17 protein-coding genes are annotated in these 16133 nt (G+C 70.8%); 5 read left to right on the forward strand and 12 right to left on the reverse strand.

Translation table 11 applies throughout. The annotated features are described in order from the left end of the window. Window positions 1-14: 14 nt before the first annotated feature. Entirely contained in the window at window positions 15-488 is a 474-nt protein-coding gene (locus GXW76_RS03745; RefSeq protein WP_211860652.1) for a hypothetical protein, read from the forward strand. 209 nt (window positions 489-697) lie between these two features. Next, the gene (locus tag GXW76_RS03750; RefSeq protein ID WP_211860653.1) at window positions 698-1675 is read left to right on the forward strand and encodes a Bug family tripartite tricarboxylate transporter substrate binding protein; all 978 of its coding nucleotides are present in this window, start codon (window positions 698-700) and stop codon (window positions 1673-1675) included. A gap of 226 nt (window positions 1676-1901) precedes the next feature. On the opposite strand, the gene GXW76_RS03755 is transcribed toward GXW76_RS03750, so the two are convergent. Both GXW76_RS03755 and GXW76_RS03760 read right to left on the reverse strand, forming a co-directional pair. After that, a complete protein-coding gene (locus GXW76_RS03755) occupies window positions 1902-2315 on the reverse strand; it encodes a hypothetical protein (RefSeq protein ID WP_211860654.1) in 414 nt (137 codons plus the stop codon). 36 nt (window positions 2316-2351) lie between these two features. After that, entirely contained in the window at window positions 2352-3608 is a 1257-nt protein-coding gene (locus tag GXW76_RS03760; protein WP_211860655.1) for a UbiH/UbiF/VisC/COQ6 family ubiquinone biosynthesis hydroxylase, read from the reverse strand. A gap of 183 nt (window positions 3609-3791) precedes the next feature. Here GXW76_RS03760 and GXW76_RS03765 point away from each other — a divergent pair, with 183 nt between their 5' ends. Together GXW76_RS03765 and GXW76_RS03770 are read left to right on the forward strand one after the other, a co-directional pair. Then, window positions 3792-4130 (forward strand): P-II family nitrogen regulator, encoded by a 339-nt coding sequence (locus tag GXW76_RS03765; RefSeq protein WP_137125843.1) that lies wholly within the window; start codon window positions 3792-3794, stop codon window positions 4128-4130. An 11-nt stretch (window positions 4131-4141) separates the two neighbouring features. Then, the gene (locus GXW76_RS03770) at window positions 4142-5509 is read left to right on the forward strand and encodes an ammonium transporter (protein WP_408904301.1); all 1368 of its coding nucleotides are present in this window, start codon (window positions 4142-4144) and stop codon (window positions 5507-5509) included. 147 nt (window positions 5510-5656) lie between these two features. Here GXW76_RS03770 and GXW76_RS03775 read toward each other — a convergent pair whose 3' ends face one another. The 8 genes from GXW76_RS03775 to GXW76_RS03810 all read right to left on the reverse strand — a co-directional run bounded on the left by GXW76_RS03775 (window position 5657) and on the right by GXW76_RS03810 (window position 13461). Further along, on the reverse strand, window positions 5657-6067 hold the full coding sequence (locus GXW76_RS03775; protein ID WP_211860656.1) for a carboxymuconolactone decarboxylase family protein: 411 nt from the start codon (window positions 6065-6067) through the stop codon (window positions 5657-5659). 61 nt (window positions 6068-6128) lie between these two features. Beyond that, entirely contained in the window at window positions 6129-6722 is a 594-nt protein-coding gene (locus GXW76_RS03780; protein ID WP_211860657.1) for an alkylhydroperoxidase domain protein, read from the reverse strand. Between the two features lie 16 nt (window positions 6723-6738). Beyond that, window positions 6739-7326: a CMD domain protein gene (locus GXW76_RS03785; protein WP_211860658.1), complete on the reverse strand. Its 588-nt coding sequence runs from the start codon at window positions 7324-7326 to the stop codon at window positions 6739-6741. A 31-nt stretch (window positions 7327-7357) separates the two neighbouring features. Beyond that, a complete protein-coding gene (locus tag GXW76_RS03790) occupies window positions 7358-8395 on the reverse strand; it encodes a putative FMN-dependent luciferase-like monooxygenase (protein ID WP_211860659.1) in 1038 nt (345 codons plus the stop codon). Beyond that, window positions 8392-10059 (reverse strand): dipeptide ABC transporter ATP-binding protein, encoded by a 1668-nt coding sequence (locus GXW76_RS03795; RefSeq protein WP_211860660.1) that lies wholly within the window; start codon window positions 10057-10059, stop codon window positions 8392-8394. Before GXW76_RS03795 ends, GXW76_RS03790 begins: the two co-directional genes overlap by 4 nt. Beyond that, the gene (locus GXW76_RS03800) at window positions 10056-10889 is read right to left on the reverse strand and encodes an ABC transporter permease (RefSeq protein WP_211860661.1); all 834 of its coding nucleotides are present in this window, start codon (window positions 10887-10889) and stop codon (window positions 10056-10058) included. Before GXW76_RS03800 ends, GXW76_RS03795 begins: the two co-directional genes overlap by 4 nt. After that, complete coding sequence (locus GXW76_RS03805) at window positions 10886-11827, reverse strand: ABC transporter permease (protein WP_211860662.1); 942 nt, start codon at window positions 11825-11827, stop codon at window positions 10886-10888. The genes GXW76_RS03800 and GXW76_RS03805 overlap by 4 nt, the downstream gene beginning before the upstream one ends. Then, a complete protein-coding gene (locus GXW76_RS03810) occupies window positions 11824-13461 on the reverse strand; it encodes a TIGR04028 family ABC transporter substrate-binding protein (protein ID WP_211860663.1) in 1638 nt (545 codons plus the stop codon). The genes GXW76_RS03805 and GXW76_RS03810 overlap by 4 nt, the downstream gene beginning before the upstream one ends. A gap of 294 nt (window positions 13462-13755) precedes the next feature. Between GXW76_RS03810 and GXW76_RS03815 the strand changes: the two genes are divergently transcribed. Then, complete coding sequence (locus tag GXW76_RS03815; RefSeq protein WP_211860664.1) at window positions 13756-14538, forward strand: enoyl-CoA hydratase; 783 nt, start codon at window positions 13756-13758, stop codon at window positions 14536-14538. Between the two features lie 89 nt (window positions 14539-14627). On the opposite strand, the gene GXW76_RS03820 is transcribed toward GXW76_RS03815, so the two are convergent. Continuing rightward, on the reverse strand, window positions 14628-15359 hold the full coding sequence (locus GXW76_RS03820) for a 2OG-Fe dioxygenase family protein (protein WP_211860665.1): 732 nt from the start codon (window positions 15357-15359) through the stop codon (window positions 14628-14630). After that, entirely contained in the window at window positions 15356-16129 is a 774-nt protein-coding gene (locus GXW76_RS03825; protein ID WP_211860666.1) for a (Fe-S)-binding protein, read from the reverse strand. Before GXW76_RS03825 ends, GXW76_RS03820 begins: the two co-directional genes overlap by 4 nt. Window positions 16130-16133 lie beyond the last annotated feature (4 nt).

Genomic DNA, 16133 nt, shown 5'->3' on the forward strand with positions numbered 1-16133 from the left:
CCGGAGGATTCGATATGTTTTCTAGACGTTTGCTTGCCGGCGCGGCGGTGGTCGCGGCACTCGGCGCCGGCGGCGTGGCGGCGCAGAACTACAACATGCCGCCATCCTTCGGGACGGCGAACCTGCGCTTCAACTTCCAGCCCGACCCCTTCGTGGTGAACGTGACCGCCGGCGGGAACATCGCCGCCGAGCGCATCGGCGGGCCGGGCTGCGTGGGCGCGATCGCCCAGGCGCCCGACGTGCGGCTGAACTACCAGGCGGGCGGCGGGCTGCCGCTCTACATCGCGGCGCAATCGCGCTTCGACGTCACGCTGGTGGTCAACCTGCCGAACGGGCAATGGGTCTGCAACGACGACTTCATCGGCACCCATGCGGGCATGGTCTTCAGCCAGCCCCTGTCCGGCCAGTACGACATCTGGATCGGCCATTACGACCGCGGCCGCGGCGTGCCGGCGCAGCTCATCATCTCGGAAGTGCCGCCGCGCTGACGGCAGGCGCGGCAGCCGCGGAGGTGCCGCGCCTGCCGCACCCCGGCCTGCAATGTGGCCGCCGCGAATGCTGCGGCGGCGCGCATCGCGAGCCCTGCCCGGGTCGCCTCGCGGCGCGCGGCATGCCCTTGCGGCGCGTCGCGCGGCGTGCTGAGTGACGCACAATTGATCGCGGGGGATCACCCCGCTGCCGGGAAGGGAATGTCAGCATGAAGATTGCCCGCCGCCACGCGCTCGCTCTGGCCGCCTCGACGCTCTCGCTGCCCGGTATCGCCGCGGCGCAGGCGCCCTGGCCCAACCGTCCGATCCGCATGGTCATTCCCTGGCCGCCGGGGCAGGCGACCGACCTCGCGGGCCGCGTCATGGCGCAGCACCTGCAGGACCGGCTCGGCGTGCCGGTGGTGCCGGAGAACCGCGCCGGGGCCGGCGGCACCATCGGCACCGACGCGGTCGCGAAGGCGGCGCCGGACGGCTACACCATCCTTGCCGCTTCCTCCGGGCCGGTGACCATCGCACCGCTGCTGCAGCGCGTGCCCTTCGATGCCGAGAAGGACCTCGCGCCGGTCGCTATGATGGGCATCTCGCCCTACCTGCTGGTGGTGAAGCCGGACTTCCCGGCGCGCACGACGCAGGAATTCATCGCCCTGCTGCGGGCCCGGCCGGGGCATTACACCTTCGGCTCCTCCGGCACCGCGGCGACGGCGCACCTGATCGCCGAGGCCTTCAACGCCCGCGCCCGGGTCGAGGCGCTGCACGTCCCCTTCCAGGGCAGTTCGCCTTCGATGACGGCGCTGATGGGCGGGCAGATCCACTACAGCATCGAGACCCTGGCGGCGACCAACCCGCTGGTGCGCCAGGGCAACCTGCGCGCGCTCGGCATCTCGCTGGCCGGCGGCAGTTCGCTGGCGCCGGGCGTGGAGCCCTTCGCGCGGGTGCCGGGGCTGGAAGGCTTCGACGCCGGCGCCTGGCTTGGCGTCATGGTGCCGGGCGGCACGCCGCGCCCGATCGTCGATCGCCTGGCGGCCGAGGTGGCGACGGGCGTCGCCGACCCCGCCGTGCGCGGCCGCATCGAGAGCATCAGCGTCGAGCCGATCGCCCGCGGGTCGGATGATTTCGCGGCCTATCTGCGCGGGCAGCGCGAGCTGTTCCAGAACATCATCCGCAGCGCGAACATCCGGCTCGATTAGAGCAGGTCCCGATCAGGTCGAATCACCTGATCGGGTGGAGATGCCCGCGAAAACAATACCCGGGATCGAGTTCCGTGAGCCCGGGCGCATGGAAACCGATCCAGGAGATCCCGGCCGGGCCGGATCTCCCGAACGCAGCTCGGGATGCCTGCGGCACCAAAAGCCTGGAGGGGGCGCCGTAGCCCCGTGCGAACGAAAACCGCTCCAGGACCGGGCGGCCGGCGCGTCAGCCGAAGGCGCGCAGACCCGCCCGCACGCCGAACCAGATCGGCACCCAGAGCATCAGGGACAGCAGGACGGCGATCACCAGCCGCGCCGCCGGCGGCCAAGTCCCGAACCGGGCCCACAACGAGGCGGTGAGGGAGACACCGGCCTGCTCCGCATCGGCCGCGACGACGGTGGCGGGGGGGCAGGTCGGCGGCGATGCCATCTCAGGCGTGGTGACGCCCCTCTTGCTGCTGCTCATAGCCCCCTTGCGCAGATTTCTCACGGGTACGTTATCCCGAATGGTTTCGCGTGGGGCGAGCATAAAAAAGCTCGCAATCCACGATTCTTGCGCATCCGGCACGTGCATCAGCCGTGGATGCCCGGGAATCTTGGCCTCGAAGCAGGATAACGAGCCCGGAACATGACGGTCCATACATAAATTTCGCGTATTGCGCGAGTCCGCAGCGGCTCATCCGCGCCGCGCCAGCCCCTGCCCGCCAAGCAGCCCGGCCGTCCCGCCGCCGAGACCCATCGCTCGCGTCGCGAAGAAGCGCTTCAGCCCCGGCAGCCGGTCCACCGCCGCGATGCCAAGCCGCCGCGCGAGCCGCAGCGGCGGCAGGCGGGAGGTGAAGAGCCGCTCCAGCGCGTGGGTGGCGCCGAGCATCACCAGGCTGTCGGGCCGCCGCGCCGCCTGGTAGCGCGCGAGCACGGCCGGCGCCCCGGGATCGGCGCCGGCGTTCACCGCCTCGATCACCATCTCGGCCAGCGCCGCCACGTCGCGGAAGCCGAGGTTCAGCCCCTGGCCCGCGATCGGGTGGATGCCGTGCGCGGCATCGCCCACCAGGGCCAGCCGCTCGGCCGTGTAGCGGGCGGCGTGCATCGCGGTGAGCGGATAGGACCAGCGCCGCCCGATCGGCGTCACCGCGCCGAGATGCCCGCCCATCCGCGCCGCGATCTGCCGGCCATAGGCGACGTCGTCCATGGCCAGCACCGCCCTGGCGATCGCGGTGCGCTCCGTCCAGACGATGGCGCTGACATTGGGGTGGCCCGGGATGCCGGTCATGGGCAATTGGGCGAAGGGCCCATGCGGCAGGAACTGCTCGAGCGCCACGTTGTTGTGCGGCTTTTCATGCGCGACGGCACCGACGATGCCCATGCAGTGGTAGTCGAGCCGCGACACCGGAATGCCCGCCTGGCGGCGCAGCGCGGAATTGCGGCCCTCGGCGCCCACCACGAGCCGCGCGCGGATCTCCTGCCCGGTCGAAAGGCGCACCGCCACGCCCTCCACGCCGCGCGTCACCTCGGCCTGGGCGGGGGCGAAGACGTGCAGCCCCGGCAGATGCGCCAGGTGGGCATTGAGGGCGACGCGCAGGGCACGGGCCTCGACCAGCCAGCCGAAGGGCTCCTCTCCCACATCGGCATGGTCGAAGTGGAGGGAGAGCGGTGAGGCGGGCTCGCCCGGACGGCCGTCCGCGACACGGATGCCGAGGATCGGGCAGGGCGCCTCGGGCAGCCGGTCCCACACCCCGGCCGCGGCCAGCAGGCGCTTGGAACTCAGGGCGATGGCATAGGCGCGGCCGTCGAAGGCCGGCAGTTCCATGGGCGGCAGGGGGGCGGCGTCGATCACCGCCGTCCGGATGCCGGCGGCGGCGAGGGTCGCGGCCAGGGTGGCGCCGACGGGACCGGCGCCGACAACGCAGATCTCGACCTCGAAGGGAGTGCTCATGCCGGCAATCTAGGCGCCCGGTGCCGCAGCGCCAGCCTGCCGTTGAATTGGGCGCCTGCCTTTTTCGCAGGCAGCCGGCCGGGCGAGCGCGGCGAATCCCGCGCCTTGCCGTGTCGCCGCGCTCTGGCACGGCTCTTGGAAGCAGAACCCACCAGTCCGCCCCAGAAAGGAACAGCACGGGCCATGAAACTGGTGATGGCTGTGATCAAGCCCTTCAAGCTCGACGAGGTACGCGAGGCGCTCACGCCCCTCGGCGTGCAGGGGCTGACGGTGACCGAGGTGAAGGGTTTCGGCCGGCAGAAGGGCCAGACCGAGATCTACCGCGGTGCCGAATACCACGTGAGCTTCCTGCCCAAGGTGAAGATCGAGGTCACCGTGCCGGACGAACTGGCGGATGCGGTGGTCGAGGCGATCGCCACCACCGCCCGCACCGGCAAGATCGGCGACGGGAAGATCTTTGTCCTCGATGTGGAGCGCGCGCTGCGCATCCGCACGGGCGAGACCGACGGCTCGGCCCTGTGAGGCGGCGTCCCATGACCGGAAAGGAAGAGACGACTGTGAAGCGCATGCTCGCGCGCTGCGGCCTGGCCGCGGCCACCCTGATGCTGGCCGCGGCGCCGGCCTTCGCGCAGGACGCCAAGGTGGACACCGGCGACGCGGCCTGGATGCTGACCTCCACCGCGCTCGTGCTGATGATGACCATCCCCGGCGTGGCGCTCTTCTATGCGGGCATGGTCCGCAAGAAGAACGTGCTGGCGACGATGATGCAGTCCTTCTTCATCTGCGCGCTGGTGACGGTGCTGTGGATGGTGGCGGGCTATTCGATCGCCTTCGGCGACGGCGGCACCTACGGCGCCTATGTGGGGGACTTCTCGAAGTTCCTGCTCGCCGGCCTCTCGGAGAACTGGGACAAGCCCTTCACCCTGGGCACCGGCGACGGGGCGGTCGCCTTCACCATCCCCGAGAGCGTCTTCCTGACCTTCCAGATGACCTTCGCGATCATCACCGCGGCGCTGATCACCGGCGCGGTGGCGGACCGCATGAAGTTCTCGGCGCTGGTGCTCTTCGTCTCGTTGTGGACGCTGCTGATCTACTCCCCGATCGCGCATTGGGTGTGGCATCCGAATGGCTGGCTCTTCGGCCTCGGCGCGCTCGACTTCGCGGGTGGCACGGTGGTGCACATCAATGCGGGTGTCGCGGGCCTGGTGGCCGCGCTCGTGCTCGGCAAGCGCGTGGGCTACGGCAGCGAGAACATGGCGCCGTTCAACCTCGGCCTGGCAGTTGTCGGCGCCGCCCTGCTCTGGGTGGGCTGGTTCGGCTTCAATGCCGGCTCGGCGGGCTCCTCGGGCGGCGGCCGCGCGGGCATGGCCATGCTGGTGACGCAGATCGCCGCCGGCAGCGCGGTGCTCTCCTGGACCGTCGCGGAATGGGTGATCAAGGGGAAGCCCTCGGTGCTCGGCGCCATCTCGGGTGCGGTGGCGGGGCTGGTCGCCATCACCCCCGCGGCGGGTTTCGTGCTGCCGGGCTCGGCGCTGATCATCGGCCTGGCGGCGGGTCTCGCGGGCCTGTGGGGCGCGACGGCGCTCAAGCACGCGCTCGGCTACGACGACAGCCTCGACGCCTTCGGCGTGCACGGCATCTGCGGCATCGTCGGGGCGCTGCTGGTGGGCTTCCTGGCCTATGGTCCGCTCTCGGCGACCACCGCGGCGCCGGAGGGTTCGGCCGGCGGCATGGAGCAGTTCATCAAGCAGCTCTATGCGGTCGGTGCGACGCTCGCCTTCACGGCGGTGGGCACGTTCATCCTGCTCAAGATCGTGGACGCCATCGTCGGCCTGCGCGTGAGCGAGGAAGAGGAGCGCGAGGGTCTCGACGTGACGCTGCACGGGGAACGCATCAACTGATGTCGGCCTGAAGGCGGGGGACGGCGACGGGCGCGGAGGGCGACCTCCGCGCCCGAAGCATTTCCGCCTTCTGTCGCAAGGGCGAGCGCGAACACCTTCGCCATGACCCGGATGTCCTCCGGGCACAGCGGTCGGTTCGAGCCGATGCTACATCCCGAGGCCGCCGTCCGGCTCGCCGCGCATCTCGGTGAAGACCGTCCTTGCGGTGATCATCGCCTCGCGCACCGCCGGCAGGCCGATATATCCGCTGAGGTGCAGCAGCGCCTCGGACAGTTCGTCCTCCGTCCAGCCCGCGCGGCGCGCCATGCGCAGGTGGATGGCCAGTTCCGGCCAGGCATGGGTGGCGGTGTCCGAGACCACGCAGATCAGCGTCCGCGTCTTCAGGTCGAGGCCCGGGCGGTCCCACAGCATCGCGAAGACCGCTTCGCGCGCGTAGTCGCCGAACTTCTCCATGAGCGGGTCGTCATAGACGCCCTTCGCCATGCGTTCGACCGTGGCCGCGCCCATCAGGCGGCGCCGCATCGCGTCGCCGCGCTGCCAGAGTTCGCTCTTGGGCATGTCCGTTCCCCCTGTTCCGTCCCGGCGCGAGCCTAGGCCCGGCCGGACGGGAGGGGAAACGTCAGGCTTTCGTCGCCGGTTCCCCGAGCGAGAGCATCAGCCGGTTCGCCCAGTTGAAGAAGGCCGCGCCCTGGATGATGTCGGAGATCGCCAGGTCGTCCATGCCCGTCGCGCGCAGCCGCTGCACATGCTCCGGCCCGAAGGTCATGGGGATCGCGGTCAGCGCGACGGAAGCGGCGACGATGGCGTTCCAGCGCTCGCCGAGATCGGCGCCGACGCCTTCCGCCAGCAGCCGGTCCACATCCGCCTCGCGCTTCGCATAGGTCGAGGCGAAGCGCGCATGGACCGAGGCGCAGTAGATGCAGCCGTTGAAGCGCGACACCGCGGCGGCGGCGAGTTCGCGATCCGCGCGCGGCGCGCCGGCATCGGTGTTGTAGAAGATGTCCTTGTCGGTGCGCGTGCGGTGCTCGAGCGCATCGGGATCGCGCGCCAGCAGCCGGAAATAATCGGACTTCGCGCGCGCCGGATCAACCAGCGCGGCGATGTGCTTCTCGGTCAGCTCGGCCTCGGCGAGCGGCTCGAGCCAGGGCAGCCAGTCGAGATGGTCGCGGGTGAAGACGTTCGGCGCGGTGCGGGGCTGGATGGTGTCGGGCATGGCGTGGGTCCCGGGGTCAGGGCGTCGCGGCCAGCACGCGCAGGCCGGCGACGACGCGGATCTGGAAGGCGAGGAAGGAGACGAGCTGCGACAGCGTGACGATGGCATCCGTCGTCCAGCCTGCCTCGGCCAGCGGGCGGAAGCGGTCCGCCGCTGCGTCGCGCGGGTGGAAGACGAGGAAATGGGCATGCGCGAAGGCCGCCTCCAGCCGCTTGCCGAGCGCGGCGGCGACGGGGGCGGACAGCGCGAAGGTCGGCGCGGGCGTGTCCTCCGCGTTCAGTGGGCCGGGCGGGAAATGGCCCTTGGGGCCTTCCGCGAGGGTTTCGACCACCGCCAGCGCGACGGCCTTGACCAGCGCCGTGCCGCCATGCTGGGCAAGCCCCGCGGCGTAGTGCGGGTGCGTCGCCTCCGCGCGGTGCAGCCCGGTGACATAGGCGGCGACGGCGAAGCGCTCGGCGATGCTGACATCGCCGGGTTCGGCGGGCAGCAGCAGCGATTGGTAGCTGGCCTCGGCATGGGTGCGCGCCGCCGGGCGTCGCGCGCGCGCGGCGTCCAGCGCGGAGCCGGGCACGATGCTGGCCAGGGTGTCGATCAGGTCCGTCACGGGTACGGTGTTCCCTCGGATGATGTCGTTGTCAGGCGACGCGACGCGCCGCCTCGGCCGGTTCGCGCCGCCAGCCGAAGGCGGGTGCGACGCCCTCGGCCATCAGCTCGATCGAGCGCAGGATATGCGGATGCGGCGGATCCACCGAATGCACCTGCACGGCGAGCTCCGTCGCGCGGTCCAGGATGCGGTCGGTGCGCAGCGAGGCGATCACCTCCTCCACCGTTCCGAGATGCACGTCCTGCCGGCGGATCATTTCCTCGACCGGCGGACATTCGGCGGGCGCGCGGCCGAGCGAGGCAAGCCGCGCATGGTGGCGGCGCAGGCCGGTCGCGGCGAAGCGCAAGGCATCCTCATGCCGGTCGGCAACGAAGACCGAGCGCGAGGCAAGGATGCGCGGCGCCACGCCGGCCGGCAGCGCGGCGAGATAGGCATCCACCATAGGGTCCTGGATGTCGGAGAGCGCCGCATCCGGCGCCTCCTTCGGCCGCGGCTGCGTACGCGAGAGCAGCAGCCCCGCGCCCAGGCGCCCTGCCGCGCGTGCGCCATCCACCGAGAAGGTCGCGTACCACAGCCGGTCGAGCAGCGCGGGATGCGCCGGATAGACACGATCCCCGCCCTTCAGCGCTTCGCCGGCGAGCGCGCCGGTCAGTTCCGCGAGCTTGTCGGCGAAGATCGTGCGCCGGTCGGCATCCTTGAGGCCGAAGGCCGCGAAGGCCTCCGGATTGCCGCCGGAGCCGACACCGAGTTCGAGCCGCCCGCCCGAGATCAGATCGAGCACCGTCGCATCCTCCGCAACGCGGATCGGCATTTCCATCGGCAGGGTGACGATGCCGGTGCCAAGCCGGATGCGCGACGTCAACGCCGCGACCTGGGCGAGGAAGACGAAGGGGGAGGGGAGTCCGCCCTCGGCTTCGTGAAAGTGGTGCTGGGCGATCCAGGCGCTCTCGAAGCCCTGCGCTTCGGCGTGGCGGATCTGCGCGAGCGCGAGACGGTAACGCTCCGCGGCGCCGCCCTCGTCGAGAAGCCGGGTGAAGAAGCCGAGCCGCAGCCCGCGTGCCATCGTCATTCCGCTGCCTTCCTTGCCTCGTCCGTCATGCCCGGGATCGCCGCGATCAGCTCGCGAGCGTAGTTGGATTCGGGCGCCTGGAACACCTGCTCCGTCGCGCCGGATTCCACCACGCGCCCGTCGCGCATGACCGAGACGGTGTCGGCGATCAGCCGCACCACCGCGAGGTCGTGCGAGACGAAGACGTAGGTGAGGCCCAGGTCCTGCTGCAACTCGTCGAGCAGTTCCAGGATGCGCGCCTGCACCGTGACGTCGAGGGCGGAGACCGCCTCGTCCAGCACTACGACGCGCGGGCGCAGCACCAGGGCGCGGGCGATGGCCACGCGCTGGCGCTGCCCGCCCGAGAGCGCCGCCGGCGGCCGTGTCAGCACGGAATCCGGCAGGCCGACCCGTTCGATGATGGCGCGCACCTGGCGTTCGCGCTCCGCCTTCGGGATGGGCTCGAAGTTGCGCAGCGGTTCCTCGACGATCCCGGCGATGGTCTGGCGCGGGTCGAGCGAGGCGAAGGGATTCTGGAACACCAGCTGCACCTGACGGCGGAACTGGCGCAGCGGCTCGCCGGACAGGCATGCGACGTCGGTTTCGCCAACCAGCACTCGGCCCGCGGTCGGGCGCAGGAAGCCGGCGATGCAACGCGCCGTCGTCGTCTTGCCCGAACCGGATTCGCCGACCAGCGCGTGGGTGGTGCCGGCGCGCACCTCGAACCCGACATCGTCCACGGCGCGGAAGAGGCGGCCGCGCTCGCCCGGCACGGGATACTCCTGCACCAGCGTCTCGACCTTCAAGGCGATGCCGGTGGCGCCCGAGACCGGTGGCCGCGCGCGCGGCGTGGCGAGCGACGGCGCATCCTGCAGCAGTTGCCGGGTATAGGCGCTGCGCGGGGCGGCCAGCACCTGGCGCACCGGGCCGGCTTCCTGCACCGCACCGTTGCGCAGCACCACCACGCGGTCGGCGCGGTCAGTCGCGACGCCGAGATCGTGCGTCACCAGCAGGACGGAGGTCCCGTCCTCCCGCCGCAATTCATCGATCAGGTCGAGGATGCGGCGCTGCACGGTCACGTCAAGCGCGCTGGTCGGCTCGTCCGCCACGATCAGCCCGGGGCGAAGCGCGACGGCGATGGCGATCAGCACGCGCTGGCGCATGCCGCCGGACAGCTGGTGCGGATACTGCCCCGCGCGCATCTCCGCGGGCTCGAGGCCGACGCGGCTCAGCAGGTCCAGCACGCGCTCGCGGATGAGGCTGCGATCGCGTTCGCCGTGGATCTCGAGGATCTCGGCGATCTGCGCGCCGATGGTGCGCACGGGGTTCAGCGAGGTGGTCGGGTCCTGCGGGATCAGGCTGATGCGCGCGCCGCGCAGCGCGGTGAGGCGCTTCTCCGGCCAGCGGGAGATGCCGGCCCCGTCCAGCCGGATGGCGCCACGTTCGATGGCACCGTTGGCCGGCAGAAGGCCGAGCACCGCCTGCGCCGTGGTCGTCTTGCCGGAACCGGATTCACCCACCAGCGCCAGCACTTCTCCCGGCGCGATCGAGAACGACACGCCGTCCACGACGCGACGGACGCTCCCGCCGCTCGCATAGCGGACGGCGAGGTCCTCCACCTCGAGCAGCGGCGCGACGGTGGTCGCGGGTGCCGGCGCGAGGCGCGGCGCGATATCGATTTTCATGTCCGGCGCGCCCCCAGGCTGCGGCTGATGCGTTCGGCGGAAAGCACAACGGCCAGCACGACGACGCCCGGCGTGCAGGTCAGCCACCAGGCGGTGGCGAGGAAGTCCCGCCCCTCCGCGATCAGCAGCCCCCATTCCGGCGTCGGCGGCGGCGCCCCGTAGCCAAGGAAGCCGAGCGTCGAGAGCGCGAGGATCGCCGAACCGAACTGCAAAGCCGCCAGCGCCAGCACCGAGGTCAACGCGTTCGGCAGCACATGCCGCCACAGCACCGCGAGGAAGCGCCCGCCGCTGCCGAAGGCGGCCTCGACATATTCCGCGCGGCGCACGCGCAGCACCTCGGACCGCGACAGGCGGGCGAAATGCGCCACGGAGACGAAGCCCACCGCGATCGCCGCGTTGATCGACCCGAAGCCGAGCAGGATGATGACGGACAGCGAGAGCAGCAACGACGGGATCGCCAGCAGCGTATCGACCAGCCGCATCACAGCCGCGTCGACGATGCCACCGCGCGCACCCGCCAGCAGGCCGAGCGTCGTGCCGAACACCAGCCCGACGCTGACCGCGAGAAAGGCGCCGAGCAGCGATTCCCGTGCGCCATGGATCACGCGCGCGAGCATGTCGCGCCCCAGCCCGTCCGTGCCCAGCGGATGCTCCAGGCTCGGCGCTTCAAGCTGGCGACCGGCGATGCCCTGCAGGGGATCCTGCCAGGCGAAGAGGCCGGGCACGACCGCCCAGGCAAGCACCAGCCCGACCACGGCCCAGGCCAGCGTCAGCCCGAGCGGCGGCAGGCGCACCGGCACGACGCCGGCCACGGGGTTCGCGCCGCTCATGCCGCACCTGCCGGGCGCACGGCCAGCCGCGGGTCGAGCAGCGGCAGCAGCAGGTCCACCGCCAGGCTGATCGCCACGAAGGCGACGGCCGAGAGCACCACGATCGCCTGCAGCACCGCCACGTCCTGGTTCGCGACCGCCTGCTGCGTCAGTCCGCCGAGGCCGCTCAGGCCGAAGACGGTCTCGGTCACCACCGCGCCGCCCAGCAACTCGCCGAACAGCACGCCGGCCATGGTCAGGGTCGATGGCAGCGCATTGCGCGCGACGTGGCGCCACAGCACCCAGGCATGGGTTGCCCCCTTGGCGCGCGCGACGGCGACGAAGGGCTCGTTGAGCACCGTGTCGATGTTGCGGATCAGCACCTGCGCCAGCGGGGCGGAGATCGGCACGGCCAGCGTCAGCACCGGAAGGATCAGTTCCTCCCACGGTTCCGGCGCGATCACCGAGACCAGGCCGAGCTGGAAGGAAAACACCTGGATCAGCATGATGCCGAGCCAGAAGACCGGCACCGCCACGAAGAAGGGCGGCATCGAGCGCGCGAAGCCGCGCACCCAGCCGAAGCCGAGCTGGCTCAGCACCGCAAGCAAGATCGCGAGCAGGCTCGCCACGCCAAAGGCCAGCGAGGCGAGCAGCAGTGTCGGCGGGATGTTCTCCGCCAGCAGCCTGGCCACGGGCACCCCGGCGCGGATCGAATACCCGAATTCGCCGGAGAGGAAATTGCCCAGCGTGTGCAGGTATTGCTGCCAGAGCGGCGCATCGGCGCCGTAGGCGATGCGCAGCTCCGCGATCTGGTCCGCCGTCAGCCCCATCGTGGAATCGAGGAACTTGATCAGCACCGCATCGCCCGGCAGCGCCTGCAACAGCGCGAAGGCGACGGTGAAGGCGGCCAGCAGCACCAGCAGCGACTGGCCGAGGCGCTGCGCGAGATGCCGGCTCATCGCGCGGCGAGCCAGGCGCCGTAGAAGCTCGGCCGGCCGACCGCCTCGAAGCCGAAGCCACGCAGGCGTGGGGCGGCGGCGAAGACCTGCGGCTCCTCGAAGATCGGGATCACATAGGCCTGGTCGAGGACGTAGCGCTGCACATCCCCCACCAGCGCGAGGCGCTTCGCCCGGTCGGGTTCGGAGGCAATGGCGTCGAGCAGGCCGTTCAGCCGCGCGTCGTTGAACGACTGCACGCGCTGGCTGACGCCGCCGGTCTGCAGCAGCGCGTTGCGCGTCAGCGGGTGGTACTGGCTGCGGATCACGTCCGGGTCCGCGCGGCCGACCATGGCCGGCGCGACCGGCGTCTTCGCGGGATCGAGGCTGTCCACCACGCGGCTGCCGGCATCGCCCGCGAGCACATTCAGTCGCACGCCGACGCGCGCCCATTGCTGCGCGACGAGTTGCAGCGTGTCCTTGTTGCGCGGCTGGGGCGGCGATTCATAGGCGGTGAGCACCAGCTCCCGCCCATCCTTCTGCCGCACGCCCTGCGGGCCGAGGGTCCAGCCTGCTTCCTCGAGCAGCCGCACCGCCTGCCGCGGGTCGTAGGTCAACCGGTCCGCGAGGTTCACGTGACCCTGCGCGGTGGACGCGATGATCGACGTGGCCCGCGGGTAGTTGGGCGAGAACAGCGTGTCCACGATCTCCTGCGCATTGGTCGCGTAGCGCAGGGCCTGGCGCACGCGGATGTCGGCGACCAGCGGGTTGTCGGGGCGGAAGACGACGCTGTTGTTCACGCCGCGCGTGGACGGCGCGAAGATCTGGAAGCCGCGCGACTGCACACGGCCTTCGTCATAGGCCTGGATCTGGCGGATGACATGCGCCTGGCCGGAGAGCAGCGCGCCGATGCGCACGCTGTCCTCGCCGCTGACGATGATGCGGATGGTGTCGAGCAGCGCGCGCCCCTGGTGCGGGTGCTGCTTCGGCCCCCAGGCGTAGTCCTGCCGCGCGTTCAGCACGAGTTCCCGCCCCAGCACCTGCCGCGCCACCACGAAGGGGCCGGAGCCGATGATCTTCGTCGCATCGCCGAGCTGGTCGAAGGGCAGCGCCAGCGTGCGCAGGGAGACGAGGCCGGAGCCGATCACCGAGGTCCCTTGCAGGAACCCAGGCGAGGGCGCGCGGAAGTGGAAGCGCACCGTCAGCGGGTCGATGACCTCGCTGCGCAGGTAGTTGGTGATGACCTCCGAGACCGGGTGCCGCAGTTCGCGATTGCCGAGACCGAAGGTGTCGAAGTTCCTCGCCACGGCCTCCGCGTTCAGCGGTGTGCCGTCGGAGAAGGTGACGCCGGGGCGGATGCGGAACACGTATTCCGTGGCGTCGGCGCTGACCGTCCAGCTTTCCGCGATCCAGGGCTCGATCTCGAGCGTCTGCGGGTTCTGGTAGGTCAGCTTGTCCGTGATCTGATTCAGCACGCCGCCATTCGGGTAGAAGCCGCCGGCGGGCGGATACAGGTTCGTGTAGGTCTGCTGCTCCAGGTAGATCAGCGTGCCGCCGCGCACCGGCGCGGCCTGCGCGAAGGCATCCCGCGCGCACATCGCGCCGAGAACCGACAGGATGGCGGGTGCGGCGAGAAGGTTGCGACGGGTGGTGGACATCCTGGCTCCTGGCGCTCGTGGCGAGGTCGTAACACCCGAGCCTAGGCAGCAGCCAAATCTCTTCGCAACTGCGAGATGACTTTTTCCAAAGCAATCACCAGCCGTGGATCAGCGTTTCTCCAATACTCGTGAAGCATGGTTGAAATTTGTGCAGGCGCCTGCGTGCCCGCGCAGCAATCCGGCGGGGACGAGGCGAGTCGAGGCGGCTTCCGACCCGTTCACGCCGCCTGTGGGAGCGGCGTCGTCTCTCCGCTAGCCTGCCCCCGGAAACCACCACGGGGAAACGCCGCCTCCATGTCAGACATCGAGCAGAGCCGCGCCGACGGCATCGTGACGCTGCGCCTCAATCGGCCCGATCGGCTGAACGCTTTCTCCGACGCGATGCTCGACGGGTTGCAGCAGGCGCTCGCCGATGTCGCCACCGATCCCGATGTCGGCGCCGTCATCCTGACCGGCGCGGGGCGCGCCTTCTGCGCGGGTGGCGACGTGAAGTCGATGGAAGGGCGCGCGACGCGCGGCCCCGAACACCGGATCGAGGTGCTGGGCCACAAGCACCGCCTGGTCACGACGATCCGCCGCTCGCCCAAGGTCATCATCGCCATGGTGAACGGGCCGGCCTTCGGCGCCGGGCTGAACCTCGCGCTCGCCTGCGACTTCCGCATCGCGGCCGCCTCCGCGCGCTTCGGCACCGCCTTCGTGAAGATCGGCTTCGCCGGCGACTTCGGCGGGTCCTATTTGCTGCAGAAGCTGGTCGGCGCGGGCAAGGCGCGGGAACTCTACATGCTCGGCGAACAGTTCACGGCGCAGGAGGCGCTGGCCTGGGGCGCCGTGACGCGCGTCGTGCCGGACGAGGAACTGGAAGCCGCGACACTCGACTTCGCGCGCCGGCTTTCGGCGCTGCCCGGCCTCGCGCATGCCTACATGAAGCGGAATTTCCTCGCTGCCGAGGCGGGCACGCTGCAGGACGTGCTGGACCTCGAGGCGACGCACCAGGCACGCCTTTCCGCCACCGAGGACCACAAGGAAGCGACGCGCGCCTTTGTCGAAAAGCGCGCGCCCGTGTTCCGGCGCCGTTAGAGCAGATCCCGATCAGGTGGAATCGCCTGATCGAGTGAAGATGCTCGCAGAAACAAAGGCCTGGGGCGGTGTCCGTGAGCCGAGGCGCTCTAGGCGCCGGGCACGCCCCCGCGCTTCCAGGTCAGCACCAGCACGTCGCGGCAGGACGGCAGCGCCGGATCGGCCGGCGCCACCGGGGATACGCCGTGCTTCACCCGCGGGTCATCCACCAGCGCGGCGTCCAGCGGGTCCTGCAGCACGAACTGCGCGAGGCGGTTGCCGGCATCGTCCTCGATCACCGTCTCGCCGCCGACCAGGTTGGTGCGCGCGATCATGCCGATCAGCACGAAATCCACGCCGTCATGGTGCACGCCTTCCGGCGTGGGATAGCCGGGGGCGCCGGCGGCGGCCTCGATGCGGAACTGGTGCGCCTCGACGAACCAGGATTGCGGGCCGTGCAGCGCATCGGCCATCGACCGGCCGAGGTCGAGCAGCGCCACCAGCGGCGCGGAAGCGCCGATCTCGTCTTCCATCGGCGCGAACCAGCGGTCCAGGCCGCCGTTCAACGTGTTGTGCACCACCGCCTGGAAATGCGGGCGGTGCTCGCCGCGCCGATGGCCCGGCACGCCGGGCTCGGCGGAGAAATTGGCGATGCGCCGGCGCCGGTAGCGGCCGCCATCGGCCATGAAGGCGTCCGTCTCCAGCCGGTTCCAGGAGGCGAAGAAGGGCGCGAGCGCCGCCACGCGCCCCGCCTCGCCCATCAGCGCCGTCATGGTCGTGCCCGGCACGCGGGCGAAGCCGCGCGCAGCGAGTTCCGCCAGGGGACCTGCGGGAACGGTCATGTGCCTCCTCCCTCGCCGATCGGCGCGACTTCGTTCGTCATGCCTGCCAGCACCTCCGCCACGTGGCGCACGCGCACCGGGCTGCCTTCGCGCTTCAGGCGGCCGGCCATGTTCAGCAGGCAGCCCAGGTCGCCGGCGAGCAGCGTGGCCGCACCCGTCGCCTGCACGTCGCGGCACTTGTCGGTGACCATGCGCGTCGAGATGTCCGGATACTTCACGCAGAAGGTGCCGCCGAAGCCGCAGCAGATCTCGGGGTCGGCCATCTCGGCCAGGGTCAGCCCCTCGACGGTGGCGAGCAGCGCGCGCGGCTGCGCCTTCACGCCCATCTCCCGCAGGCCGGAGCAGGAATCGTGATAGGTCACGCTGCCCTGGTAGCGCGCGTCCACCTTCGCCACGCCCATCACGTCGGTCAGGAACGACACCAGCTCATGCGTCCGCTCCGCCAGCGCCTCGGCCTTGGCGCGGTATTGCGGGTCGTCCTCGAACAGGGACGGGTAGTGGTGCGCGATCATCCCCGCGCAGGAACCCGAGGGCGCGACCACGTGGTCGAAGCCCTGGAAGGCATCGACCACGGCGCGCGCCAGGTCCTTCGCGGTGGCGCGGTCGCCGGAATTGTAGGCCGGCTGGCCGCAGCAGGTCTGCGTCGCCGGCACCTCCACCTGGCATCCCGCCTGCTCGAGCAGGCGGAGCGCGGCGAAGCCCACGCTCGGCCGGTAAAGGTCGACGAGGCAGGTGACGAACAGCGCGACGCGCGGCTTGGCCTGGGACATGGGA

This window comes from Neoroseomonas soli (genome assembly GCF_018129065.1).
Lineage (GTDB): Bacteria > Pseudomonadota > Alphaproteobacteria > Acetobacterales > Acetobacteraceae > Neoroseomonas > Neoroseomonas soli.